Source organism: Nonomuraea sp. NPDC048916, assembly GCF_040649575.1.
Classification (GTDB): Bacteria; Actinomycetota; Actinomycetes; order Streptosporangiales; family Streptosporangiaceae; genus Nonomuraea.
Window position 1 is genome coordinate 14,481 of the sequence record NZ_JBEZFS010000033.1, and the last position, 24,116, is coordinate 38,596.

A 24,116-nucleotide genomic window follows, 5' to 3' on the forward strand; every position below is an offset into this window, starting at 1 on the left:
CGATGCGAACGAGGGTGCCGGCGGTGGCCTCACAGCGCAACGGCGGCGTCATTGACGCCAGGATTTAGCGTATTTACCTCGATATTTGGCGTCATTCTCGGTCTCGATGAGCGCTGGCACCCGTTGCTCGATCGTCTCGTCGCCGGTGGCCTTGTGCAGATTTCGCAGTCCGACGACGATGTCGTTTCGGATGAGCGTGTAGTTCTTCTCCGACTCGCAATCGGCGAATCGTACAACGAGCGCGTCAACCACAGCCGCTCGCTGCACGGGCCCCGCGAGCCCGATCTTCCACAGCGACTGCAGGCAGTGGCGCGCCGTCACGAATCGCTTGTCCCTGGTCACCTCGATCAGCGAGGGGATGCCTTTCAGAATGCGCTGCTCCGGGTCGCTGATCGCCAGGTTGCACAGGATCTGCGATGCGATCGCCCGGTTGTGGTTGTCGTCGTGGACGAGATTTCCGACCACCTCATCCCATACCTCATAAGCCCAGGGAACCGGATCGCCGGTCGCCTTCATCATCTCGTCGTACGCGGCGTTCTGCCGATCTCGGTTCTCGGACCAGAGGTCACCGAACCCTTCGGGCACTGAAACACTGGTCATGGGCCTCGACTCCAACCTCTCGCGGCGATGATCTAGGTACGGTCGCCCATATCCTAAAGCGTTGCGATAAGGGACAAACGTGATTACCCATCGCCGTGGCCGCCCTCCTCGACGCGGGAAACCCGTGGCCGGAAGACCTCAGGAGCAGCTGTGGCTGATGGCCGAAGGACGTCGTCGCGCAGTTCGGCCAAAGCCATGGCGAACGCCTCGACGACCTTGCGATCACCGCCGTGGACCATGACCGCCATGGCTGACAGTTGCAGGTGAGCTGCGGCCTGGTGGGGGTCGGTGATGGCCGGAATGTCGTCCGGTCCTAGCACCCGGCCCTGGAGGCGGTAGCCCGTCAGCCCGGAGTCGATCGGCCGTGCGTAGTGGGCGGCGACCCCACGGTCGGGGCAGATCACCAGGACCGTGACGTCGCAGCTCAACAGCAGCCGCAGCGCGGCGGCCAACGACAGGACCTACCACGTACGCGGGCATTCGGCCGGTCGAGCCGTGCTTGGGGAGGACGCCCTCACACGACCGGCTGCACAGGCGGCGGGGACTGCTCTGTCTCGACAGCCGCCGACAGGTCCGTACGCAGCACGTACGGGATGAAGGCGGCCAGGATGACGGCGGCGAGCACGGTGGCGATGACGAACACCGCCCGCACGCCCCAGAGCTCGGCCGCCAGGCCGGCCAGGGCGGCGCCGACGGGGATGACGCCCCAGCTGAGCACGCGCGAGGCGGCGTAGATGCGGCCGAGCAGGTCGGGCGGTGACAGGTTCTGCCGGATGGTGGCGACCAGGATGCGCCAGATGCTGGAGCCCGCTCCGGCGACCACCGCGCCCGCGGCCACGGTCCACACCGGGCCGTCCACGGCCACGGGAGCCACCAGCAGGACGGTCCCGGCGGCGTCGGCGATCAGCAGTTTGGTCACGCCGAACCTGTGGCGCAGCCGCTCCACCACCATCGACGCGAGCAGGCCGCCCACCGCCATCGCGGTCAGCACCAGCCCGTACTGCGCCGTGCTGAGGCCGAGCGGACCGGGAGATACCGCGTACACGACGAGGAGGGCGGTCGCGACGGCCCACGGGATGTTCATGGCGGCGGTGAAGAGGGTCAGGGTCCGCACGACCGGCTGCCGCCAGAGGTGGCGGAAGCCGGCGACCACGGCGCCGCTCGCGGCGCGTGGTCCGGCGGGCGGGCGGCGCAGCGTCATCGCGAGCACGCCGGCGGCGGCCAGCACGTAGAGCGCCGCGCTGGCGCCGGTGGCCAGGGCGAGGGTGGCCGCGGCCAGCAGGCCCGCGAGCGGCGGGCCGGCGAGTTGGTTGGTGATGTTGATGGTCGCCTCGATGCGCGCGTTGGCCCGGTTGCGGCCGGCGGGCGCGACGACCATCGGGATGGTCGCCGTCAGCGCCGTGTCGACGAGCGTCTCGGCGGCGCCGAGCAGCACGGCCCCGGCCAGGATGAGCGGCAGCGACAGCGTGCCGGTGAGGTGGGCCGCGGTGAGGCCGGCCAGTGCGAGGGCGCGGACCAGGTTGACGCTGGTGAGGACCACGCGGCGGTCGACCCGGTCGACGATCCAGCCGGCGTGCAGCCCGAAGAGCGGCCAGGCCAAGGTCAGCGCCGCGGTGACGGCGGCGACCCCACCGGGGGACGCGTCGACGGCGATGGCCAGCAAGGGCAGCACGAACAACGCCATGCCGTCTCCCAGGTTCGCGGCACCGGTGCCGAACCACAGCGCGTTGAACGGCCGGCCGAGTGATAGGGGAAGCACGACGTTCTTACCTTTCAAATATTGTTGATCGGTCATAGCCTGGCTTTCTCTGCTCTGACCTGTCAACGGCATTTGAGCAGTGAGATACTGGTGTGATGATGGATGTCGAACTGGTCGGCAACGCGCTCTGCCTGGACTTCGCCAACACCGTCAACGCCCGCCCGGTGGCGCGGCGGGACTGGCTGGCCAGTGCGGAGGAAGCCGAGACCTGGGCCCGGGCCGTGGGGCACCCGATCGAGGAGACGGCCGGGCTCGCCGCCGCGCTGCCCGCGGCGCGGGAGTTGCGTGAGGTGGTGTTCCGGGTGTTCCAGCCGCTCGCGCACGGTGAGCGACCGCCCCGCGCGGACCTGGACGCCATCGCCGCCACGCATGCCGACGGCGTCGCGCACGGCCGCCTCGACGACAGACGGGGCGAGGGGGAGGATCTGCACTACCGGCTCACATGGGATACACCGGGGACGGCACGGATCCTGCTCTGGGAGGTCGCCGCGTCCGCGATGGAACTGCTCGGCCATGGGCCGCTCGGCCGGCTGGGCGAGTGCCCGTCATGCTGCTGGCTTTTCCTCGACACCAGCAAGAACAACCGCCGCCGCTGGTGCAGCATGACCACCTGCGGCAGCCGCGACAAGTCCCGCCGCTACTACGCGACCCGGTCCTCCTGACGCCCGCCGACGCGGGTCACCAGAGGATCCAGGGGCTTTCCGCGCCCCTGCTGAAGGCGGCCGTCCCGCAGGGCTGGGCCAGGCGCTGGCGATGCGGGCGCGGATCGTGCTGGCGGGTGCCGAGGGTGGCGGCAACGTGGCGGTGGCGGCCCGGCGGCGGCTGGAGTGGTCACCCGGGCGGCGCGACGGCCGGGGGAAGTGGCCTGAGTTGCGTGGTGCAGCCAGATTTAAGAGCGTTGCAAGAGGGACGCGGTGGAATGGGGGCATGACGAACGAGAAGAAGACCGGTGCCTTCGCGCGCGCGGGTCGCCGGATCACCGCGGTCGCGGTGATCGCCGCAGCGTCCTTGACCATCCTCGGCAGCGCAGCCCAGGCCAGGCCAAGTGACGGCTGGTACCGCTGCTGGGTTCCGGACTACGGCTGGATGTGGTGCAAGGACGTCTAAGACGTCCTTGTCCCACCCGGCACAGGGCCCGTGCCGGGTGGGACATACGAGCAGGCACGACCTTCGACAAGGTCGTGCCTGCTCTGTTTTCGTGCAGGAGACCGTTCTGTTTCGCGCATCGCTGGCGGATGCCCGGCTTAGATCAGTCCGGCCAGGTCCGGTCCGCGGGTCAGCGGCGGCGGGAGGCGCAGCTCACGCAGGTCTTGATGGCCGGGAGGACCTTCAGGCGCTCGATGGGAATGCGTTGCCCGCACCTCGCGCAGGTCCCGTAGGTGCCATCGCGTAGCCGCTCGGAAGCGAGGTCCAGTTCGGCGAGGTGTGTCAGGGCCTGATCGAGAAGGGCCTGGACATGGGCCCGCTCGAACGCCGTGGACGTGCCCTCGGGGTCGTGCTCATCGTCGGAGGCCGTCAGCGCCGACGATGTGACGATCTCGTCCCGGTCGCGGCCCAGCAGGGCGACACGGTCCGTGGTCCTGCGACGGTCGGCGTCGAGTAGTTCTCGTATGGTCGCCTGCTCGGAGAGGGAAAGCGCGGCGTCCCGATGCTGTTCGGTCATGACGGCTCCTCACCTTCCCAGCCAGGGTATGCGCCGCCCTTCCCTTGAGATGCTCTGGGCTGGTCGCACCGCTGAACCTCCTGCGATGGTCGCCCGCGGACCGCCTGCGATGGTCGCGGTCCTGAACGCCCCTGCTCACGCCTCCAGGGCGAAGAGCGTCCAGGATTGGTCCGGAGCCAGACCGGCCAGTTCGCGCCCGCACTCCCGAAGCAGCTGCGGGCCCGAGGTGATGTGCGCGGTGCCGGCGTGGACGTCCCTGAACAGCCGCTGGATCAGCCCGTCGCGCAGCGCCGAGGTGCCGCCCGACGCGTAGACGAAACGGGCCACCTCGGCGACCGTCGACGTGACGTGGTTGAGCGCGAGCCGCACCATCGTCTCCTGGCGTACGTCGAGCGTCCGGCCAGAGTCCAGGGTGCGTTCCGTGTCGTCCCATGTCGCGTGCACCAGCGCCTCCGCCGCGCGGAACGTCGCCTCGGCACGGGCGAAGTCGGCGTGGAAGGCGTCACTGCCGGCGATCTGGCCGGGCCGCCCGGCCCGTGCCCCGGCGTAGCGGATCAGCTCGTCGAGTAGCCGGCGGCCGACCCCGAGCGCCCAGGCGGAGTGGCAGATCAACGCCTGGTCGAGCACGCCGAGCCGGTAGATCGCGCCGCCGCGCAGCGGCTCGTTCTGGGTGAAGACGTGCGTCTGGGACTCCGGTACGAAGGCGCCGTCGATGGAGTAGTCGATGCTGCCTGTCGCGCGCAGGCCCAGGACGTCCCAGTTGCCGAGCATCTTGACGTCCTCGATCGGGGTGATGAAGATCCGGGCCTCGCCGGTGCCCTCGATGGCACCCAGGCTGTGGACGTACTGGGCGTGCGGCATGCCCGAGGCGAAGCTCCACTGCCCGCTGAGGCGGAAACCGCCGTCTTCGCGTACGGCGGTGCCGGGCCGGGTGCCCTGACCCGCGAAGACCGGCATCCGCGGGCCGTTGAAGATCCGTTCGACGGCCTCGTCGCCCAGGTAGGCACCAGCTGTGCCGTTCTCCAGCGTGGTGGCCATGACCACCCAGCCCGTCGAGGGGTCGGCGTAGGAGAGCTCCTCGAAGACGGCGATCAGTTCTCTCGGGGAGAGCTCGGCGCCGCCCAGCGGCACAGGCACCCAGATGCCGAAAAGTCCTGCCTCGTGCAGGGCGTCCACGACAGAGATGGTGAGCCTGCCCTGCGCCTCGGCGGTGGCCGCCTCGCGCTCGATCAGCGGGCGCAGCTCGCGGGCTCGGTCCAGCAGGGTGGTGCCGGCGGTGTGCAGTCGCGGCGTATCGCTCATTCCAGGGCCTCCTGTTTTCGTGATGGACGGCGCCCTTTACTCCTTCCGTCAGATCACGTAAGCGGCATGTTGTCCAGTGCCGGTAGCCGTCCACAAGCCCGGACGAGGGCTCCGACGAGCGTCAGCGCGCTTCGCGGACCCGCGGAGCTGAACGTGACTGTCAGAGGTTGATGTCCACGGCCAAGAAGTCATTCAGGGCTTCGATGACGAGCCAAGAGGCATCGGGACGAGCCAGGGCCGATGGAGCAAGGGATGGCCGCCTGGCGTAGTCGGCGGACGCCAACTGTGCGGGTACGTCCCTCCATTCGGGGAGGGCTCCGAGCGTGTCGGCTAGTCGTATGAGGCGGTCGCCGGACGCTCCTCGGTTGCGCATCCACTCGAAGTTGATCGACAGAACCGATTTGCTGACGCCCGTATAGATGCTCCACACGGCCGCTTCGTCGTGACCGAGGCTGAACCAGGCCGTGACCGAGGGATAAGCGGCTTCGCCGAAGTAGTAGCCGCGGAAGGATGGATGGCGCTCCGCATGCCGGTAGACGGCCAGGAGAGTGTCGGCCACCTTAGAGGGGCAGTACTGTTCCAGCGCACTGAGGAGGCTGCGTTCGTCCCACTTGCTCGATCCTCTGACGAGGCCGGACGACTCGGTCGCGGTCGGTGCAGGAGCGGCGCCAAGGGGACCGGCCTCGGCTGGGGCGGAGTCGTAATCCGTGGTCGGGAGCGGATCGCCGAGTGCTTGGAGTATCGATATCGCGATCGACTCGAGTGTATCGATGGTCTGCTCGGCCTCTTGGGCGTTGACGGCCTTCTTCTGGTCGGAGCGCTCGGGGTCGTGATCGGCTGTGTGTGCGATGTTGTTCCGGCGCCATGCGATGTCTCTGAGTTGAGTACGTATTTCGTCGGCTGTGATCGGTGTCGCCGGATCTTGTTCGGTGAGGATCTCAGCGACCGCCGGCCAGAGGTTGACGGTGCTGACGTAAGCGAACCCTTCCTTGATCTTGTTGGGGTTCTGAAAGGTCATGAACCCGAAGAACTGTTCCAGGTAGGCCCGGAAAGATTCGGCGAGGGGTTCGTCGTGATGGTGGACCTTCTCGAACAACTCGACGGGGATGGACAGGCTGTTGAACCTGGGAGGGCGCGTCGCTCCGGGGCGCTGGGCGAGCGCCACTCCACGGTCGATGATTTCCCGGGTGACCCAGTGGTCGAGCGCCGCGACGGCCTGGGTCCAGGCGGCTCGGTAGAGGTCCGTGACATCGAAGGCGCCGACCTTGAGTCTTTCCAGGCTCCGGCCCCCATGGACGAGCTGTCGGGCGTAGTCCAGGTTGCGCTGGAACTGCTCGAACGCCCCTGGAGTGTCGTCAACCACGGTTCCCATGACAGGGAGAGGCAGCAGATCCGTAAGCATCCGGCGGAAGGCGTCGGCCCTGACCCGTTGGGAAGGGGAGGCTCGACCGGCGGGATCGAACCGGACTCCTTCCCGCTCCAGAACCTCACGGGGATCATCGGTCCGTTCGGGATCCAGCCAGCGAAAACCCGGCGAGATGCGGCCGTTCGCTTGGAGCACTCGATGGACGTTCAAGGATTCGAGCGATGAGGCCATGAAGCCTCCGACCGACTGTGCTGACATGCCGACTAGTTCGGCCAGGTCGCCATAGGTAGTCCAGGTGCCGGGCGTCAGGCGGGCCAAGGCCTCCAAGACCGTCCTCCACCGGGGATCGGTGTAGCTGCGTGTCTCAGCGGCCACGCGACGCGCCCGGTATTGACGTGTCAGCTCGTGGTAGAGCTCGACTCCTGGAAACCGGCCCAGCGCGTGGATGCCTGAGTCTGTGATCGACCAGCCGTTTCTCTTGATCATCCAGCCTAGAGACGCTGCTTCGCCCGTTCGGAAGCCTAACTGCGCCCACCAGCGCATCTGGCCGTGTGCGTTGAGCTCTTGGTGCTCGGGTGAGATCTCGACTCTCTTCGTGATCGCATCACGCACTGACTCGGGCTGCATGGGATGGCCGGCTTCGCGCAGTATCTCCATGGTCGCGCGGAGAATCGGTGCGATGTGCTCAGCGAAGGACACGGATGGCTCCGTACTCTCTGGAAGCGGTCAATGGTCCGATCAGTAGCAGGTTCGAACAGCACACTAGTTACCGGACGCTCACGTAGCGTCTCAAACGATCCGACTCTTTCGCACCCCCGCGACAGTGATCTATTCCACCGGATGCCCCTAGCGTGTTGCCATGGAAGCCCCTGACCTGCTCGTCCGCAACGCCGCCAGGCGTGGTCGCCCCGGGCGCTGGATGCTGGCCGCCCGCGATGGCCGGATCAGCCTGCTCACCGAGGACGACCACGACCCCGGCCCGGCCGCTGGCATGACCATCGACGCCGACGGCGCACTGATCACCGAGCCGTTCGTCGACGCCCACCTACATCTGTGCAAGGCCGGCACGCTGGAGCTCGCGGGGTCGAGCGCGCTTGAGGACTACACGACCGGCGCCATGGGTGCGGCGATGAGCGCCATCCACACCGCTGCCGTCGTCAAGCACGGCCAAACCGTCGAGGCGGTCCTGGCCCGGGCGCGTCCGGTCCTGCTGGAGTCCGTACGGCACGGCGTACGAGCCGTGCAAGCCTTCGCCGACGTCGACGCCAAGGCGCAACTGACCGGGATCGACGCCCTGCTGGCACTGCGCCGCGAGTTCGCCGGCCTGATCGACGTCCAGGTGGTGGCCTTCCCCCAGGACGGCCTGCTGCGCGAGCCGGTGACCGAGGAACTGCTCGTCGAGGCCGTCAGGCGCGGCGCCGATGTGGTGGGCGGCATCCCCTGGATCGAATGGACCGACGCCGACGCCGAGCGGCACGTCAACAGCGTCGTCGAGTTGGCTCGCCGGCACGGGCGCCGGGTCGCCATGCTGGTGGACGACGCCGCCCACCTGCTGGACGCCCGCACCGACGCCGCCCTCGAGAAGTTGTACGACATGGTGACCGTCACCGCCGCCCGCGTCATCGGCCGCCCCGCCGCACACCTTATGGCGGGAGCACCGGCCGACTTCGTCATCCTGGACAGCCGGACCGTCCGCGAAGCGCTGACTCGGCACTCCCCACCCCGCCACGTGGTCGTCGCCGGAAAGATCGTGGCGTCTACCACGTCCCACACCACCTTCGGGGACGCCGTCCCCCGGATGTGAGGGTCAGGGACCACGGGACCAACGACCAGGGGACCAGGGACTACCTTCGAGGTATGACGTCGCCCAGAGCCGTCCTGATCGACATCGACGGTGTGCTCACCGTCTCCTGGCGGCCGATTCCCGGTGCGGTCGAAGCGCTGGCCCGGGTGCGCGCCATGGGCGTGGGCATCAAGCTGCTGACCAACACCACCTCCCGAACCCGCGCCCAGATCGCCGCGGCCCTGCTCGACGCCGGCTTCGACGTGAGCCCGGACGACATGCTCACCGCACCCCTTGCGACCGCCTCCTACCTGGCCACCCGACATCCGGACGCCCGCTGCGTGCTCCTGAACAGCGGCGACATCCGGGAGGACCTTCCAGGCGTACGCCTCGTCGAGGACGATCCGGACGTGCTCGTCGTGGGCGGGGCCGGCCCCGAGTTCAGCTACGAGGCGCTCAACCGCGCATTCGGCCACCTGCAGCGTGGAGCGAAGCTCGTCGCCATGGCCCGCAACCTCTGCTGGCGCACCGACCAAGGTCTGCAGTTGGACGGCGGCGCCTTCCTGCTCGGCCTGGAACGCGCCTCCGGTGTCGAGGCCGAGGTCGTGGGAAAGCCCGCCGCCGCCTTCTTCCAGTCGGCGCTGGATCTGCTGGCCGTACGCCCGGATGAGGCGATCATGATCGGCGACGACGTGGAAGCCGATGTGCTGGCCGCCCAGCGCTGTGGCATCACCGGCGTCCTCGTTCGGACCGGGAAGAGCCGGCCCCACGCCGAGGCCGTTTCCCCGGCGCCGTCCCACGTCATCGACTCCTTCCCCGACCTGCTCGCCCTGCTCGGCGCGTGAGCCGCCGGGGCCCGGTGCCGGGCGCGGAGCTTCGCGTCCGGCACCGGGCCGAAAGGTGTGGCCGTGCGGTCAGAGCCCGGGAACCGGCCGTCGGCCGCGCAGTGCGATCAGGATCGCGCCGATGGTCACGATCTCGGCCACGCCGCATATGACGTCCAGCGCGCCGTACGGCTCCGGGGCAGCCGCGTGCGGCCCGATCGGGATTCCCGTCGTCCGGCTGAGCGTCCACACGATGAGCACCGCGACGTTGACCAGCACGCCGAGGAACATCACCCTGCGCCCGCCCGTCCACGCCGCAACGGCCCACACGATCTCGAACGCGCCGAGCAGGGTGAAGAAGATGGCGTACCCCCACCACTCACCTCGGTGTTCGGGGATGACGGCGTAGTGGATCAGTCCGGCCAGGACCGACGCGGCGGCGGCGACGCGCACCGGCGTAGCGGTCATGTGGGCCGGTCTTCCGGTGGGCGCCGAGCGGGGCCGCGCCGATTCGGGGGTCATCGCCTGGGTGGTCACTTGGTTTCTCCTACCTGGAAGACTCCGAGCGCGCCCTTGGCCATGTTCATCATCTTGTGGGTGATGAAGGGGTAGGTGCCCGCGTCGGGGAGGGTGAATTCGACGAAGCCGCCCTGCGTGGGCTGCAGGTCGAGGGTCTGCGAGCCGCCCTTGTTCGGGTTGTTCGGCTGCAGGAGGTATGCGCCTTCCTTCCACACGGTGTCGAAGATGGTGCCGACCACGTGGAAGGCAGTGTTCTCGTTCGGCCCGGCGTCCAGCACCCAGGCGCGGACGCGGTCCCCCGGATTCACCGTGATCGGGGTGTACGCGTACTGGTTGAAGTAGCCGTTGAACACCACCGCGTCGGAGGCGCCGGCGAGCATCTTCTTCAGATCGCCCGGCTGGCCGGCCGGGCCCAGGGAGAGCTCGGACTGGACGAGGACGATCTCCTTGTCCACCTTGCCGAGGTCCGGCGGGTCGACGACGACCGCCCCGACCATGCCGTTGCCCATGTGGTAGATCATCGGATCGGCGCCGCAGTGGTAGGTGAAGATCCCGGCGTAACTCGCCTTGAACTCGTACACCAGCGACTCGTTCGGCTTGATCGTCCGCATCTGCACGTTGGGCGCGACCTTGGAGGCGTGGAAGTCGATGGAGTGTTCCATCGTGCCGTCGTTGACCAGGGTGACCTTGAAGACGTCACCCACCTTGCCGTGCAGCGTGGGGCCTGGGGCGGTGCCGGCGAAGGTCCAGCGCATCTGCTTCACGCCCGGCGCCACCTCCATGACCTTCTCCTGGATGTGGAAGGTCACCTCGTGGGTGGCGCCGCCCTCGGCGGGCTTGAGCGTGGGGTCCATCGCCTGCCAGCCGGGGCCCGGCTTCGCGCTGGGGTCGATCTTCGCGTCGGTGCTCGCGGCCGCGGTGCCCTCGGTGCCGGCGGTCGGCGCGGCGTCGGGGGCGGCACCGGCCGCCAGGGTCTGGCCGGCGATGGTGATCGTCATCCTCATGCCGGAGTCCTTGTGCCCGGCGACCAGGCACCACGCCTCAGTGGACCTGGTCAGCACGCCCCAGCGGATGGTGGCGGACTTGCCCGGGTCGATCAGCGGGGTCTCCCGCCCTTCGAGGGCGAGGGTGTGCTGCTGGGTGCCCCGGTTGGTGACGTGCACGGTGACGTCGGCGCCGGCGGGCACGTCGATCGACGCCGGCTTGACGTACATCTCGCCGAGCTCGATCTCGAAGCTCATCGGGCCGGGGGCGGGGGCCGCGCCCGCGACGCCCGCCGCCGACACCGGCGCCGGGCCGGGCTGTACGAGGACCAGCGTGAAGCCGACGAGCAGCCCGAGCGCGACGGCGCCGCTGATGACGGGCATGAGGCTGGATATCAGGGTCAGGATTCGACGGTTCCCGGCAGCGGGGAGGGGGGCGTCGGCCACCCTCCGTGCCGAGCCGTGCGGAGCCGGCCCCGTGGGGCCGGACGCGTTCTCGGACAAGGTTTCCTTCCTGTTCGGTCGGTACGGGCAGGGGTTCGGAGAGGTGTGCCGGGTCAGGTGACGAGCAGTTCGGTGAACAGGCCGAACATGCCCTGAGGGCCCTCGGAGTGGGGGAAGATGTGGCAGTGCCATGCCCATCGGCCCGGTGCGTCGGCGTGGACGAGCACGGTGTACCTCTCGCCGGGCGCCACCGACACGGTGTCGGCCTTGTACGGCTGCGCGAGCGGGAAGCCGTCCTTGGCGATGACGAGTTGGTCGATGCCGTGCAGGTGCATCGGGTGACTCTGCACGCCGGCGTTGATGTAGTGCACCTCGATCCACTCGCCGCGGCGGGCGCGGATCTGCTGGGTCGCCGGGAACGACTTGCCGTTGATGGTCATGCCGATCGTGCCGGCGTCCTGCAGCTCGAACGGGATCTCCTGGCTGACCTTCACGCCCTCCGGCAGCGGCAGGTCGCCGATGATGAGTGCGCCGAACAGGCCGTTGGTCACCTGCTTGGTGCCGTCGTGGTGGGAGTGGTACCAGGCGACCATCTGCCGGGACGCGATGAAGGAGTAGGTGTAGGTGGCTCCCGGCGGCACCGGGTCCTGGGTGATGTTGGTGACGCCGTCCTGCGCGTTGGGCAGCAGGACGCCGTGCCAGTGGATGCCGGTCGACTCCGGCAGCTTGTTCTCCAGCACGATGCGCAGCTTGTCGCCGACCTTCAACCGGAGCGTCGGCCCCGGCACCGTGCCGTTGTAACTCCAGGCCTCGACAACCTTGCCCGGTTCGACCTCCCACTTCACCACCTCGGTGGTGAGGTGGAACTCCTTGGTCCCGTCGGCGAGGATCTTGGGCTGCAGCACCTGCGCGCCGAGGCCCTTGGTGGCGGCGGGGAAGGACTTGTCGCGCTTGGCCATCTGGGCGTCCATGGTTTTCCAGTCCATCGCGGCGCCGGTGCCGTCCGTGGAGGCCGCGGCCGAATCCGAGCCGCCGGAGGCGTCGTCGGCATGCGACATGCCGGACATCCCGCTGGACTCGGTGGCGGGGGCGGTGTGCGTGTGCGCGCTCTCGGCCGTGGTGCTGACAGGGACGAACCAGGCGGGAACGGCCATCGCGGTGGCGAAGGCGATGGCTCCGGCGAGGGCCTTGGCTTTGGACATCTGACCTCTCTAACTGGTTTTAACGAACTGAATTCGTTCTTATGGTGGGTACCGTAGTTACCTCGCCGGACGGGCTTGCGACCGGGGTGGCACGCTCCTCGTCGCAACCGTTTCGTGCTGCTGAACGAGGCTCTGCCTTGTTTTAACCAAGTTCATATGTGAAAATGGCTCGCATGGATGTGCGCGATCTGACCCGACCCGACCCCGGCGGGGCGCCCGCCCTGGGGAAGAGTCGATCCAGCGTGCTCGCCACCCTGCGCGGCGCCGGGGTGCCGCTGACCGTCGAGGACGTGGCCGAGCGCGTGGGGCTGCACCGCAACACGACCAGATTCCACCTCGACGGCCTCGTCGAGGCGGAGCTGGCCGACCGGCAGGTCGAAGAGCGCGAGCAGCCAGGGAGGCCCCGCGTCCTCTACGCCGCCCGCTCCGACGGCGGGCGCGCGGGGCGGCGCAGCTACCGGCTGCTCGCCGAGATCCTCACCGGCTACATGGCCGGCGAGACGCCCGAGCCCGCCGAGGCCGCCCTGCGTGCCGGGCGCGCCTGGGGGCGCTACCTCGCCGAAAGGCCACCGCCGTTCCGGCCCGTCGACGGCCCGGCCGCGATCCGGCAACTCGTCCGCATGCTCGATGACATCGGTTTCGCCCCCGAGGCGGTCGTCGCCGGCCGGGAACGGCAGGTGCTCCTGCGCCACTGCCCGTTCCGCGAGGTGGCGATGGGCAATCGTGAGGTCATCTGCTCGCTTCACCTCGGGCTCATGCAAGGCCTGCTGGCGGAGATCGACGCGCCGCTCGACGCGGAGGCCCTGGACCCGTTCGTCGAGCCCAGCCTGTGCGTCACCCACCTCGCTTCCCGCGAGCGCGCCGAGTCGGCTGCGAGCACATAGCAGTCCCTCGGCGTGCCGGTCGGGAGCGGTCGGGAGGTTGACGCCCGCTCAGGGGCGCCCGGGCTGGTAGCCGCTCGCCTGAGGAGGCCGGCGTAGAAGAACTGGCGGCGCACGCCGGGGTTGACGGCCCACACCAGATGCGCGTGCCGGCGGCTCAGCGACAACTGGGCGGCCACCATGGGCAGCGCGGCGAGCAGGACCAGCGCGGTCATCAGCGGGCCGATGACCAGCAGCGTGCTCACGCATCTGCGCCATGCGCATGGACGGCCGGCAAAGCAGATCAACGCCTTGGCCGCATAAATCGCGTTTCCTCCATCTTCGGCCCCGGCCAAAGCCAAGGTCATCTCAATCCCCTGCTCGTCACACCGAGTCGTTGCGGCCGGACGTCGCCACGCTGCGGCACCCTGGCGTGCACGGGTAGTGAGGAGGGAGAGCCATGCACGACGAACACGACCACCCCGCACCTTCACCCGAAGAGCCTCCACCGATGCTGCGCCCTTCGAACGGCCTGCCACGTCGGCAGCCGGTCAGGCTCGTCGGTGGGGCCGAGTCTTTCGGCTGGCGAACGTACTCAACTCCGACCCCACCGGAGCGATCGTCACCACGGGACTGGGACCGCCGGACCAGACCGGCGGTCATCACCGGTTTCGTGGTCTGCGTGGCCTTGGGCATCTGGTCGAGCGCCTGGGGCACGGACACCACCTCCCCGGGGATGGGCACCGCCATGGCGCCGACGCCTCACCCGCGCGTGACGGAACGCGCGGTCGTGCCCACCTCGCCGCCGAGTCCCACGGCCGTGGTCCGCCCGCCGCGCTCGGCCACGTCCAGACCGAGGCCCAAAGCGTCGACCCGTGGGGCGACATCGTCTGAGCAGCACCACCGCACGGAGACCCGAACGGAGCCTCGAACGGAGCCTCGAACGGAGCCTCGAACGGAGCCTCGAACGGAGCCTCGAACGGGGACCCGAACGGAGCCTCGAACGGGGACCCGAACGGAGCCTCGAACGGGGACGTGGACGGGGACCCCAACGGGGACCCGGACGGAGACCCCAACGGGGACCCGGACGGGGACCCGGGCCGTACCGCGTCATCGACATGAGAACGTCCCCCCGCATCCATCCGGCAAGACCGTGGTGAAGAGGCGGGTCGACCCTCCCGTGGAGGTCAGGAGCGCGGAAGAGGTACCAGAAGACGGCACCAGCAACGGAATGGCCTCGTTGCTTGCTGAGAAGTGCGATGAGTTGTTCCCGCTATCGCGCCCCGAGTCCCGTCTCCACAACCAGGTCTGCCATCAGATGTACGGATGATCGTCAAGCCCGGCGATCGACCAAGGTCCAGGTGATTCAGGAGCCGGCCGGGTCGTGACCGCCGTCAGCGCAGGGTGGCGGTGAAGGTATGGCCGTGGGCGTGGCGGGTGGTGGCCTGGATCAGGGTGCCGCCCGGCACGCGGCGTACCGTCACTCCCTCGTCCGCCGCGACGAGGCGAAGGGGTGCGCCGCGCAGGACGACCGTGACGCGGTCGCGGTTCATGGTGGGGTCGGACAGGGCGACGACCGTGCGCTCGCCTGACCGCACGATGACCGAGGCGGGGCCGTCGATGAGCAGGCGCTCGGCGTGGCGCGGGCCGTCGGTGAAGACGTTGGCGGCGACGATCCCGAGTTTCCCGTGCTTGATCGCCTGCACGTGCCGGTCGTTGGCCAGGACGGTCAGCGGGCCGTTCGCGTAGCCGCGCAGGCGGGTCTCGGTGGCGTTCGGGACCAGGGCGTAGGCGAGGGCGGGGACGTCGCCGGTGGCGGGGTGGGTGACGGAGGCGGTGAAGACGTTCTTGGTCACGCTGGTGTCGGGGTTGGACGCGCGTACGACCCTGCGGCTGCGGGTCACCGTCTCCACGCCGGCCGCCACGGGCTGCCCGGTGAGGAAGGCGTAGCCGATCGCGGTGCCGCGGGTGGCGTTGGCGTAGCGCAGCCAGCGCGGCGGCGTGGTGTCGCCGGCCTGCCAGGCCCTGCCGCGCCAGCCCTCGCCGGTGAGCTCGATCGCGTCGGCGGGAGCGGCGATGCGGCTGTCCACGGTGGTCACCGCGTCGCGGCCGCCCTGGCCGGAGACGTCCGCGGCCAGCACCACGATCTCGTCGTCGAGCATGAACCAGGACTTCGTCGCGCGGGCGTTGCGGTAGGCGACGAAGTCGTCAGGCAAGATGCCCGCCTGTTTGGCGGTGTAGGCGGCGTCGTCGGACTGGACCATGCCGGCCGCGCCGTACGCGCCGAGGGTGGCGCCGCCGGAGAAGGAGTTGCCGGCGCGGGGGAAGTACACGTAGGTGTTCTGGGACTCCGAGGAGGAGGTGAAGTTCAGCGGGTGGGCCGGGTTCTCGTACCAGAACTGGCCGTACAGCTCGGAGACCGTGCGCCGCTCCTCCGTGGGCGCGGTGATCCCGGCCAGCCGGTACGGCGAGACGGCCGTGTAGTAGTCGACGCCGAAGACCTCGCGCTGGTCCTCCCCCGCCAGGTAGAGGTAGTACGCGCCGCCGCCCTGGAACCAGGGCATGAGGTTCTCGCCGTTCATGTACTCGTACATGCTGATCCGCTCGGAGCTGCGCGCGAGGGCGAAGGCGTAGCCGGGGCGGCGGTGGACAGTGCGGTCCATGGAGTTGAACGCCACCGAGCGCTCGGGCGCGTTCAGGTCGGCGGGCGGGATGGCGGAGTCGGCGCGGATGGCCGCGTAGCGCGCGACGCTGACCGGGGAGACGAAGGCCGCCGTGTCGGCGGCCGGCAGGAACCTGACGTACTTCTTCAGAGCCAGAGCCTCGGCGCTCGCCGCGTGGTCGGCCAGGTCGACGATGGCCTCCACGATCACTCCGACGTCGGCGTAGCCGGTGGTGGTGCGCGAGACCGCCCGGCCCTTGACGATCTCCATCATCCACCCCTCGAAGATCAGTGGGGCGAAGCCGTCGGCGATCCAGTGGTACACCACGCCGGCCAGGTCGGAGGAGCCGCCGCTCGTCGCACCCTCCAGCATCTTGAGGGTCTGCACGACGCGGGTGAGCAGGATGCGCCCGTAGGAGCCGGTGTAGGCGACCGAGTGGTGCTGGATGAAGGAGCCGTCGCGGTAGTGGCCGTCGGTGACGCCGTGCCGTAGGTCGTAGGGGTCGATCGTGGCGAAGACGGTGGCCTGGTCGGAGATGGCCTTGCCGACGCGGGCGTCGTCGCCGGTGAGCGCGCCCTGCAGCATCCGGTTGGCGGCGATGTCGGCCAAGTTCGCCCCGGTGTGGAAGCGCGAGTCGAGGTCGACGTCGCCGTCCTTGCCGTTGCGTAAGTAGGCGTCCATAGAGGCGATGTAGGTCGCCCTCAGAGCGGGCCGCTCCTCCCGCACCCGTTCGGCCAGCAGGGCCAGCGTCCTGCTCACGTGGGTGGAGATGCCGATCTCCCAGTTGTGCCAGTTGCCGTAGTAGCCCGCCGACTGGTCGCCGTAGTGGCGCTCGTGCAGCCACAGCAGGCCGTCGACGACCCGTCGCTGGACGGCGACGTCATCGGCGAGCTCGCCGCCCGGCGTGCGGGTCGCGAGCGCGATCTCGTACAGATACTGGAACGCCAGCCGCAGATTGGCGTCGTCGGCGCCGAGCCGCAGGCCGGAGAACAGCTCGCCGTCGCCCGCCTGGTCCATGGCGGTCAGCCGCTGCCTGGCGGTCCGGAGGATCGCCGCCAGCTTGCCGGCGACCTCGGGCCGGGCATTGACGTCCGGAGTCCCCGCGAGCATCGCCACAGTGTTGGCGAGCAGCCGCGCGTGATCGATTCCCACCGCGGCACGCGCGGGGGAGCCTGCCAGGGCGAGCAGACCGGCGGCGGGGAGCAGGGATAGAACGTGGCGACGAGACAGGTGCGGCACGGCGGGCTCCAGCCTTCGGAGGGCATACCCACCCTAAACGATCACTGCCATTTCAGCGAGCCCCGTGCCGTCCAGTAGGTCTCGGGGTCCTCTGCCAGTGCCGGCGAGCCGCTCGTCCAGTTCGGCGTCCCAGCTGGTGCCGGCTCGACCGCCCGGTCGATGGTGTCCGCCTGACGAGGGCCGGTCGTGGACAGGCCGACCGCCGCTGGCTCAGGATGCGCGCAGCGAGGCTCACAGCCAGAAGGCCATCACCGTCAGGACAAGGGTCAGGGCTATGAAGGCCGGCGTTCGGGGGTGGCGGGCTGCTTCCTTGCGCGAAGAGATCAGCAGGACGGCGGCCGTGGTCAGCGCCGCCAGCAGATGGAAGGCGTACCAGATGGGGATGGGGATCCTGCTCAGGAAGGTGTCTGCCAGGAGGTCGTCCACGGATGCGTAGCCGGTCAGCGCTCCGAACAGGCTCAGGGCCAGCCCGAGCAGCGCGAGAACGTACCGGAAACGGCCGAGCAGCACCCAGACGACCGCCCCCAGCACCAGCAGCGACGAGGACTCGTGGTGCAGGTGCCGCATGAGCTGGCCGCCGCGGACGTCGAAGCTGATGTTCAGGACGGACTCGTAGGCGGCGCTCATCGGGATGCCTTGTAGCGGCTCATAGGCGCCGCTGTACGGGACCGTCTCGCCGCTGGGGGTGTAGAAGAAGGTCAGGAAGGCGCCGGTGACCAGGACGACGACGAAACAGTAGACGAGCATCTCGCCTACCAGCTGCCTTGCCCGCTCCATTCGGCACATTTCACCACAAGCGGCCTCACGTTTCGAGGGGCTGTGTCGTCGTACCACTGACACGAAACACCTATCAGCGAACGGGAAACCCCTCATGAACGTGGCTCTGTGGATTGTTGCGGGACTGCTGGCCGTGGTCTTCCTGGCCAGTGGCGCCATGAAGCTGATCCAGTCCAAAGAGAAGCTGGTCGCCTCCGGCATGGGCGTCTTCGAAGACTTCGGCGCCGGCACCGTCAAGGCCATCGGCGTCCTCGAGGTGCTGGCCGCGGCAGGCCTGGTCCTGCCCGCCGCGCTCGGCATCGCTCCGGTTCTGGTGCCGCTGGCCGCCGCCGGTGTGGTGCTGCTGATGGGCGGCGCGATCATCGTGCACGGCCGCCGGCAAGAGGCTCAGGGAATCGTGGTGACCGCGGTCCTGCTCGCTCTGGCCGCCTTCGTGGCGTGGGGCCGTTTCGGCGGCTGACCCGTACGAGACCTGAACGGATCGGAGAATTTCCCGGGCCGTGTCGGTTCCGGTGGTGTGGCATCGACGCAATCGAACGCTCCGTCCTCTACCAGATGCGCTGGCTGACCGAGGCCGCCGACCGCGGGCGGGGCGTCATCACCCTGTTCATGCCGTGAGCGGATGAGCCTCGCCCGGCCCGCGGCCAGGCCAGACGCCGGGATCGAAGTACTTAATCCTCCTCGGTGAACACGATCTCGCGGCGCCTGCGAATCGTCGGGAGGACGGCGACGACGAGCGCTGCCACGGCCACGGCAAGGAGCACCGCGGAGATCGGCCGGGTCAGGAAGACCGACGCGTCGCCGTGGGAGATGATGAGCGCCCGCCGCAGGTTCTCCTCCAGCAAGGGACCGAGGACGAAGCCGAGCAGCAGCGGGGCCGGCTCGCAGCCGCACTTGATCAGGATGTAGCCCAGGATCCCGAAGAATGCGATCGCGTAGACGTCGTACGCGTTGAACCCCAGGGAGTATGTGCCGATCGAGGCGAACAGGATGATCATCGGGAACAGCACCTGGTAGGGGATGCGCAGCATGCGCACCCACATGCCGATCAGTGGCAGATTCAGCAGCACGAGCAGCACGTTGCCGATCCACATCGACGCGATCAGGCCCCAGAACAGCGCCGGTTCGTCGGTGATGACGTTCGGGCCGGGGGTGATGCCGTGGACGATGAACGCGCCGACCATCAGCGCCATCACCGGGTGGGCGGGCAGACCCAGGGTGAGCAGCGGGATGAACGACGTCTGCGCGGCGGCGTTGTTCGCCGACTCGGGGCCGGCGACGCCCTCGATCGCGCCGTGCCCGAACTCCTGCTGCCGCTTCGAGATCCGCTTCTCGACGGCGTACGAGGTGAACGAGGCCAGCACGTGGCCGCCGCCGGGCAGGACGCCGAGCGCGGCGCCGATGCCGGTGCCCCGCAGGATCGGGCCGACGATCCGGCGCCGGTCCTCGCGGGTCGGCCAGAGGTTCTTCACCTTGCTGATGACCGTCGTGCGGGTCTGCTCGTTCTCCAGGTTGCGCAGGATCTCGGCCACCCCGAACATGCCGACAGCGACCGACACGAAGTCGATACCGCCGTACAGCTCGCGCTGGTCGAACACGAACCGGGGCGTGCCGGTGTAGATGTCCTGGCCGATCGTGCCGAGCAGGACGCCGAGGAAGATCATCGCCAGTGCCTTGAGCGCCGTGCCCCGCGCCAGCGCGATCGACATGATCAGGCCGAGCAGCACCAGCGAGAAGTATTCGGCCGGGCCGAACTGCAACGCGACGCGGGCCAGCGGCGGGGCCGCGACGGCCAGCGCGACGGTGGCCAGCGTACCCGCGATGAAGGACCCGACCGCGGCGGCGGCCAGCGCCGCGCCGGCCCGGCCCTGCCGGGCCATCTCGTGCCCGTCCAGCGCGGTGACCGCCGCCGACGACTCACCGGGCAGGTTGATCAGGATGGCGGTCGTCGAGCCGCCGTACTGTGCGCCGTAGTAGATGCCGGCCAGCATGATCAGCGCTGTCACCGGCTCGAAGCTGAACGTGATCGGCAGCAGCATCGCCACCGTCGCCGTCGGCCCGATGCCGGGCAGCACGCCGACCGCCGTGCCGAGCAGCACTCCCACGAAGCAGTAGAGGACGTTCTGGATCAGCAGGGCGGTCGAAAGGCCCAGCGCGAGGTTGTCGAGAAGTTCCATGCCTCAATCCGGATGCCGCGTCAGAACCCCAGCCAGGGGCCCCATAACGGGATCCGCAGCTGAAGTCCGACAACGAAGACGAGCGTGCTGGCCACGGTCAGCCCGGCGGCCACGGCCACGGCCGTGAGCGGCCGGACGCGCGAACTGGCCAGCGTGGTGAGCAGGGCGGTCACCGCCGACGTCGGTACGAACCCGAGGCCCCGTACGGTGAATCCGAAGAACAGGAGCGCGAGCACGATGACGGCGACCGCGCGCCAGGGGATCGGCCCGAACGAGACCACCTCGCCGGCGATGAGTCCCTTGATGACGATCGCCAGGCCCAGGGCGGCCACGATCGCGCCGATCAGCAGCGGGAAGGCGCCGGGGCCCATCCGCAGTGGGGCGCCCAGCTCGTAGCCGAGCGACCCCACTGCGAATGCGCCACCGATCAGGACGAAGAGTCCCCCGGCGAGGACGTCCGGGAAGGACCGGCGGCGCTCCACCTCAGGAGGCCTTGATTCCGGCGTCGGCGATGACCTTCGCCCAGGTGCCGAGCTGCTCTTCGAGCTTGGCCCGGTGCGCCTGCGGAGTCGCGTCGTCGGCCGGGACCGGCGCGGTGCCGAGCTTGGCCATCTGGTCGATGACCTTCTGGTCGGCCAGCGCCGCCTTCAGCGCCTCGGACAGCTTCTGGACGACGTCCTGCGGCGTGCCCTTCGGGACGTAGAGGCCGTGCCACACGCTGACCTGAAGGTTGGGCAGCCCGGCCTCGGCCGTGGTGGGCAGGTCGGGCAGGCTCTTGACCCGCTCCGGGGTGGTGACCGCGTACGCCTTCACCTCGCCCGCGGAGATCTGGCCGCTGGTGTTGGTCGTCTGGTCGCACATGAAGTCGACCTGGCCGCCGACGAGGTCGGTCAGCGCGGGGCCGGTGCCTGCGTACGGGACCTCCTGGACCTTGACACCGGCGGCGCTCTGGAACAGCAGGCCGCACAGGTGGGATGCGGCGCCGATGCCGGCGTTGGCCAGCGTGACCTTGTCGGCGTTCGCCTTCACGTGGGTCACGAGGTCCTGGAGCGTCGCGGGCGCGAAGTCCTTGCGGGCGACGACCGTCATCGGCACCTCGGTGACGAGCCCGACCGTCTCGAAGCTCTCGAGCGGCTTGTAGCCCAGGTTCTGGTAGAGGGCGGGCGCCGTCGACATGCCGATGTGGTGCATGAGCACGGTGTAGCCGTCGGGCTGGGCCCGTGCGACGTCGCCGGCGCCGACCGTGCCGCCCGCGCCCTCGACGTTCTGGACGACGATCTTGGCGCCGAGCTTGGCGGCCATCGGCTCGGCGATCATGCGGGTGACGGTGTCCGTCGGGCCGCCCGCGCTGAACGGCACGACGAAGGTGATGTTCTGGTCCGGGTAGCCTCCGCCGGTGTCGCCTCCGCTGGTGCCGCCTCCGTTGCCGGAACAGGCGGCGGCGAGCGAAACGACGCCGATCGCGGCGATCATCCGCGCGGCGGCCCGGTACCTGCTGGTCGTTCTCATATCGCGGCCTCCTCATCAGCGCATTCGCGTTCGTCGGTGAGTGCGCCGCCTCAGTCTGGGCGGGCAGGGACGCGGATGGTGTCAGAGAAATCCCAAGGAATGCGTTGGATGTCAGAGAAATCCCAAGAACTGAAGGGGCTAACGCGAGCATCGGCCTCGGCCGTACAATCCGGTATGCGGATCACCATCATCGAGGATGACGACCGCGTGGCGCGGGGTCTGGTGACCGTCCTGGCCCAAGCGGGCTTCGAGGTCCACCGCATCGCCACCGCCACGGAGGCCGTGCGTGCCGCCCCATCCGATGTGGTCCTCGTCGACCTGGGCCTGCCCGACGGCGACGGGCTCGACGTGATCCGCAAGCTGCGTGACCGCCCGGAGACCGCCGTCATCGCCGTGACAGCACGATCGGAGGAGCACGAGCGGGTCCGTGGGTTACGCGCCGGCGCCGACGACTACATCGTGAAGCCGTTCGGCATCCCGGAGTTGCTGGCCCGGATCGACGCCGTCCTGCGGCGCACCCGGGTGGCTCGTGCCCTGAGCCACCCGGACGAGCCGCTCGTCCTCGGCCCGATGCGGATTGGCGTCGGCACCCGCGAGGTCACCGTCGACGGCACGCCCGTGACGCTGACCCGCAAGGAGTTCGAGCTGCTCCTGCTGCTGGCCCGGCGGGCGCCGAACGTGGTGAGCCGCGACGTCATCCTCGACCAGATCTGGGGCGCGACCTGGGAGTCCTCGAGCCGCACCCTGGACACCCACATCGCGGCCCTGCGGAACAAACTCGCGCCGGCCGTGCTCATCCGCACGATCCACGGGGTCGGCTATCGGCTCCTGTCCGACCGGCCGGAGCTGATCGGCTGACGCGCCGTGCACCGCCGCCTGCTCTTCGTCCTGGTGCCCCTCGCGGTGCTGCTCGTCGCGGCGCTCGGGGTTCCGCTCAGCGTCACCGTGGCCGAGCGGGAGATGCAGGAGACCTACGTCGACCGGCTCAACGACGTCGGCCGGTTCGCGTCGCTGGCCGAGACCGCGCTGTCGACCGGGCGGACCGAGGCGCTCCGCCAGGAGCTGGCGCGCTACCACGAGCTGTACGCCATCCCGGCCGCGGTGATCGACACGTCGGGCACGGTGCTGCTCGGACAGGCCGATGCGTACCAGGAGGCGGCGCGGTCGGAGCCGGCGTTGCCCCGGATCGTGACCGCGGCGCTGGCCGGGACGAGGTCCGAACCGTCCGCCGAATGGGCGCCGTGGGACGACTCCGCACTCGTGGTCGCGGAGCCGGTGGGCCGGGACAGCGAGGTCATCGGCGCCGTCGTGACGATTTCCGACCTGTCGAAGACGCGCCATCTCATCCTCGTGCGATGGGCCTGGCTCGCCGGGCTCGGGCTGCTGCCGTTGATCGCGCTGGTGGCCGTCGCCTGGCCGGTGTCGGCGTGGGTGCTGCGGCCGGTGCGGGAGCTGGACGCGGCGAGTTCGCGGATCTCGCAGGGCGACCTCACCATCCGGGCGGACGCCGAGACCGGCCCGATCGAACTGCGGCGGCTGGCGGAGTCGTTCAACACCATGATGGACGCGGTCGAGAACGCCGTGCAGCGGCAGCGGGCGTTCGTGTCCGACGCGTCGCATCAGTTGCGCAATCCGCTGACCAGCCTCCGGCTCGCTGTGGAGAGTCTGGAACCGCACCTGCGCGCGGACGGCAACGGGCGGCAGGTGTACGACATCGCCGTGGACGAGCTGAAGGCGATGCAGCGGATGCTGAACTCGCTGCAAGCCAGCGCACGGATGGAGAGCATACGGACCGCGTCGCCAGTGGATCTCGACGCCGTGCTGGCGACCCGGGTGGACCGGTGGCGGGCGTTGACGGCGACGGCAGGGCAGACACTGGCGGTCGACGTGCCACCGGGGCTGCGGTTGCTGGAGCCGACGGGCGGGCTGGGCAGCATCCTGGACGAGCTGATCAGCAACGCGTTGCGGCTGTCGGACGCGCAGGTGGTGGAGGTGACCGCCCGAGTCGTCCCCGGCGCTGCTGCCGCCGGGCACGGTGGTGGTGGGGGCGCCGGACGCGGTGGTGGTGCGGATGCCGGACGCGGCGGTGGTGGGGGCGCCGGACGCGGCGACGCCTCCGCGGCCGGCGGCGTGGTCACGATCGCTGTCCGGGACGACGGCCAGGGGATCGACGAGTCGGAGCGGGCCCAGGCGCTACGGCGGTTCTGGCGGTCGCCGCGGCACCAGAACGTGTCCGGGACCGGCCTGGGGCTGGCGATCTGTGCCGACCTGGTCGGGGCGGCGGGGGGCGAGCTGCGGCTGGAGGAGGGCCTGCCGCGTCCGGACGGGTCCGGGCACGGATTCGCCGCAGTGGTCGCGTTGCCGGTCGTTGCGCGGGTGGCGTCGTCGTCCGGCGCCCCGGATCCGTCCCTGGTCTGAGGAACCGGGCTCGTCGCCGGCCTGCCGG

At 69.4% G+C, this 24,116-nt stretch carries 22 protein-coding genes; 8 read left to right on the forward strand and 14 right to left on the reverse strand.

Features of this window, described 5'->3' with window-relative positions:
- Window positions 1–48: 48 nt before the first annotated feature.
- From AB0C16_RS29765 to AB0C16_RS29775, 3 genes are all read right to left on the reverse strand, one after another.
- Entirely contained in the window at window positions 49–600 is a 552-nt protein-coding gene (locus AB0C16_RS29765; protein WP_357687540.1) for a hypothetical protein, read from the reverse strand.
- Between the two features lie 83 nt (window positions 601–683).
- Entirely contained in the window at window positions 684–1,052 is a 369-nt protein-coding gene (locus AB0C16_RS29770) for a hypothetical protein (protein WP_357687542.1), read from the reverse strand.
- A 62-nt stretch (window positions 1,053–1,114) separates the two neighbouring features.
- Entirely contained in the window at window positions 1,115–2,359 is a 1,245-nt protein-coding gene (locus tag AB0C16_RS29775) for an MFS transporter (RefSeq protein WP_357687543.1), read from the reverse strand.
- 95 nt (window positions 2,360–2,454) lie between these two features.
- On the opposite strand from AB0C16_RS29775, the gene AB0C16_RS29780 reads away from it, so the two are divergent.
- Both AB0C16_RS29780 and AB0C16_RS29785 read left to right on the forward strand, forming a co-directional pair.
- Complete coding sequence (locus AB0C16_RS29780; protein ID WP_357687545.1) at window positions 2,455–3,021, forward strand: ABATE domain-containing protein; 567 nt, start codon at window positions 2,455–2,457, stop codon at window positions 3,019–3,021.
- A gap of 265 nt (window positions 3,022–3,286) precedes the next feature.
- The gene (locus AB0C16_RS29785; protein ID WP_357687547.1) at window positions 3,287–3,466 is read left to right on the forward strand and encodes a hypothetical protein; all 180 of its coding nucleotides are present in this window, start codon (window positions 3,287–3,289) and stop codon (window positions 3,464–3,466) included.
- Window positions 3,467–3,635: 169 nt separating this feature from the next.
- Here AB0C16_RS29785 and AB0C16_RS29790 read toward each other — a convergent pair whose 3' ends face one another.
- From AB0C16_RS29790 to AB0C16_RS29800, 3 genes are all read right to left on the reverse strand, one after another.
- Window positions 3,636–4,022, reverse strand: a complete 387-nt coding sequence (locus AB0C16_RS29790; RefSeq protein WP_357687549.1) for a TraR/DksA C4-type zinc finger protein — start codon at window positions 4,020–4,022, stop codon at window positions 3,636–3,638.
- Between the two features lie 135 nt (window positions 4,023–4,157).
- Window positions 4,158–5,324 (reverse strand): acyl-CoA dehydrogenase family protein, encoded by a 1,167-nt coding sequence (locus AB0C16_RS29795; protein WP_357687550.1) that lies wholly within the window; start codon window positions 5,322–5,324, stop codon window positions 4,158–4,160.
- 160 nt (window positions 5,325–5,484) lie between these two features.
- Window positions 5,485–7,389 (reverse strand): MGMT family protein, encoded by a 1,905-nt coding sequence (locus tag AB0C16_RS29800; RefSeq protein ID WP_357687552.1) that lies wholly within the window; start codon window positions 7,387–7,389, stop codon window positions 5,485–5,487.
- A 160-nt stretch (window positions 7,390–7,549) separates the two neighbouring features.
- Here AB0C16_RS29800 and AB0C16_RS29805 point away from each other — a divergent pair, with 160 nt between their 5' ends.
- Window positions 7,550–8,494 (forward strand): amidohydrolase family protein, encoded by a 945-nt coding sequence (locus AB0C16_RS29805; RefSeq protein WP_357687554.1) that lies wholly within the window; start codon window positions 7,550–7,552, stop codon window positions 8,492–8,494.
- A 53-nt stretch (window positions 8,495–8,547) separates the two neighbouring features.
- The gene (locus AB0C16_RS29810) at window positions 8,548–9,318 is read left to right on the forward strand and encodes a TIGR01458 family HAD-type hydrolase (protein ID WP_357687555.1); all 771 of its coding nucleotides are present in this window, start codon (window positions 8,548–8,550) and stop codon (window positions 9,316–9,318) included.
- A 69-nt stretch (window positions 9,319–9,387) separates the two neighbouring features.
- Here the strand turns inward: AB0C16_RS29810 and AB0C16_RS29815 are convergent, their stop codons facing one another.
- The 3 genes from AB0C16_RS29815 to AB0C16_RS29825 form a co-directional block, all read right to left on the reverse strand.
- Window positions 9,388–9,834, reverse strand: a complete 447-nt coding sequence (locus tag AB0C16_RS29815; protein ID WP_357687557.1) for a hypothetical protein — start codon at window positions 9,832–9,834, stop codon at window positions 9,388–9,390.
- Window positions 9,831–11,183: a multicopper oxidase domain-containing protein gene (locus tag AB0C16_RS29820; protein ID WP_357687559.1), complete on the reverse strand. Its 1,353-nt coding sequence runs from the start codon at window positions 11,181–11,183 to the stop codon at window positions 9,831–9,833. The genes AB0C16_RS29815 and AB0C16_RS29820 overlap by 4 nt, the downstream gene beginning before the upstream one ends.
- Window positions 11,184–11,356: 173 nt before the next feature.
- Window positions 11,357–12,445 (reverse strand): copper oxidase, encoded by a 1,089-nt coding sequence (locus AB0C16_RS29825; protein ID WP_357687561.1) that lies wholly within the window; start codon window positions 12,443–12,445, stop codon window positions 11,357–11,359.
- A 173-nt stretch (window positions 12,446–12,618) separates the two neighbouring features.
- Between AB0C16_RS29825 and AB0C16_RS29830 the strand changes: the two genes are divergently transcribed.
- The gene (locus AB0C16_RS29830; protein ID WP_357687563.1) at window positions 12,619–13,329 is read left to right on the forward strand and encodes a helix-turn-helix domain-containing protein; all 711 of its coding nucleotides are present in this window, start codon (window positions 12,619–12,621) and stop codon (window positions 13,327–13,329) included.
- Window positions 13,330–14,699: 1,370 nt separating this feature from the next.
- Here AB0C16_RS29830 and AB0C16_RS29835 read toward each other — a convergent pair.
- Both AB0C16_RS29835 and AB0C16_RS29840 read right to left on the reverse strand, forming a co-directional pair.
- A complete protein-coding gene (locus AB0C16_RS29835; protein ID WP_357687565.1) occupies window positions 14,700–17,207 on the reverse strand; it encodes a polysaccharide lyase family 8 super-sandwich domain-containing protein in 2,508 nt (835 codons plus the stop codon).
- Window positions 17,208–17,438: 231 nt separating this feature from the next.
- On the reverse strand, window positions 17,439–17,984 hold the full coding sequence (locus AB0C16_RS29840; RefSeq protein WP_357687567.1) for a hypothetical protein: 546 nt from the start codon (window positions 17,982–17,984) through the stop codon (window positions 17,439–17,441).
- A gap of 94 nt (window positions 17,985–18,078) precedes the next feature.
- Between AB0C16_RS29840 and AB0C16_RS29845 the strand changes: the two genes are divergently transcribed.
- The gene (locus tag AB0C16_RS29845) at window positions 18,079–18,444 is read left to right on the forward strand and encodes a DoxX family protein (protein ID WP_357687569.1); all 366 of its coding nucleotides are present in this window, start codon (window positions 18,079–18,081) and stop codon (window positions 18,442–18,444) included.
- A 211-nt stretch (window positions 18,445–18,655) separates the two neighbouring features.
- Here the strand turns inward: AB0C16_RS29845 and AB0C16_RS29850 are convergent, their stop codons facing one another.
- Genes AB0C16_RS29850 through AB0C16_RS29860 form a run of 3 tightly spaced genes read right to left on the reverse strand, consistent with a single transcriptional unit; the run spans window position 18,656 to window position 21,670 of the window.
- Window positions 18,656–20,161: a tripartite tricarboxylate transporter permease gene (locus AB0C16_RS29850; RefSeq protein ID WP_357687571.1), complete on the reverse strand. Its 1,506-nt coding sequence runs from the start codon at window positions 20,159–20,161 to the stop codon at window positions 18,656–18,658.
- A gap of 20 nt (window positions 20,162–20,181) precedes the next feature.
- Complete coding sequence (locus AB0C16_RS29855; protein WP_357687572.1) at window positions 20,182–20,643, reverse strand: tripartite tricarboxylate transporter TctB family protein; 462 nt, start codon at window positions 20,641–20,643, stop codon at window positions 20,182–20,184.
- 1 nt (window position 20,644) lies between these two features.
- On the reverse strand, window positions 20,645–21,670 hold the full coding sequence (locus tag AB0C16_RS29860) for a tripartite tricarboxylate transporter substrate-binding protein (RefSeq protein ID WP_357687574.1): 1,026 nt from the start codon (window positions 21,668–21,670) through the stop codon (window positions 20,645–20,647).
- Between the two features lie 174 nt (window positions 21,671–21,844).
- Here AB0C16_RS29860 and AB0C16_RS29865 point away from each other — a divergent pair, with 174 nt between their 5' ends.
- On the forward strand, window positions 21,845–22,528 hold the full coding sequence (locus AB0C16_RS29865; RefSeq protein ID WP_357687576.1) for a response regulator transcription factor: 684 nt from the start codon (window positions 21,845–21,847) through the stop codon (window positions 22,526–22,528).
- Window positions 22,529–22,534: 6 nt separating this feature from the next.
- Window positions 22,535–24,088 (forward strand): HAMP domain-containing sensor histidine kinase, encoded by a 1,554-nt coding sequence (locus AB0C16_RS29870; RefSeq protein ID WP_357687578.1) that lies wholly within the window; start codon window positions 22,535–22,537, stop codon window positions 24,086–24,088.
- The last annotated feature ends 28 nt before the right edge of the window (window positions 24,089–24,116 follow it).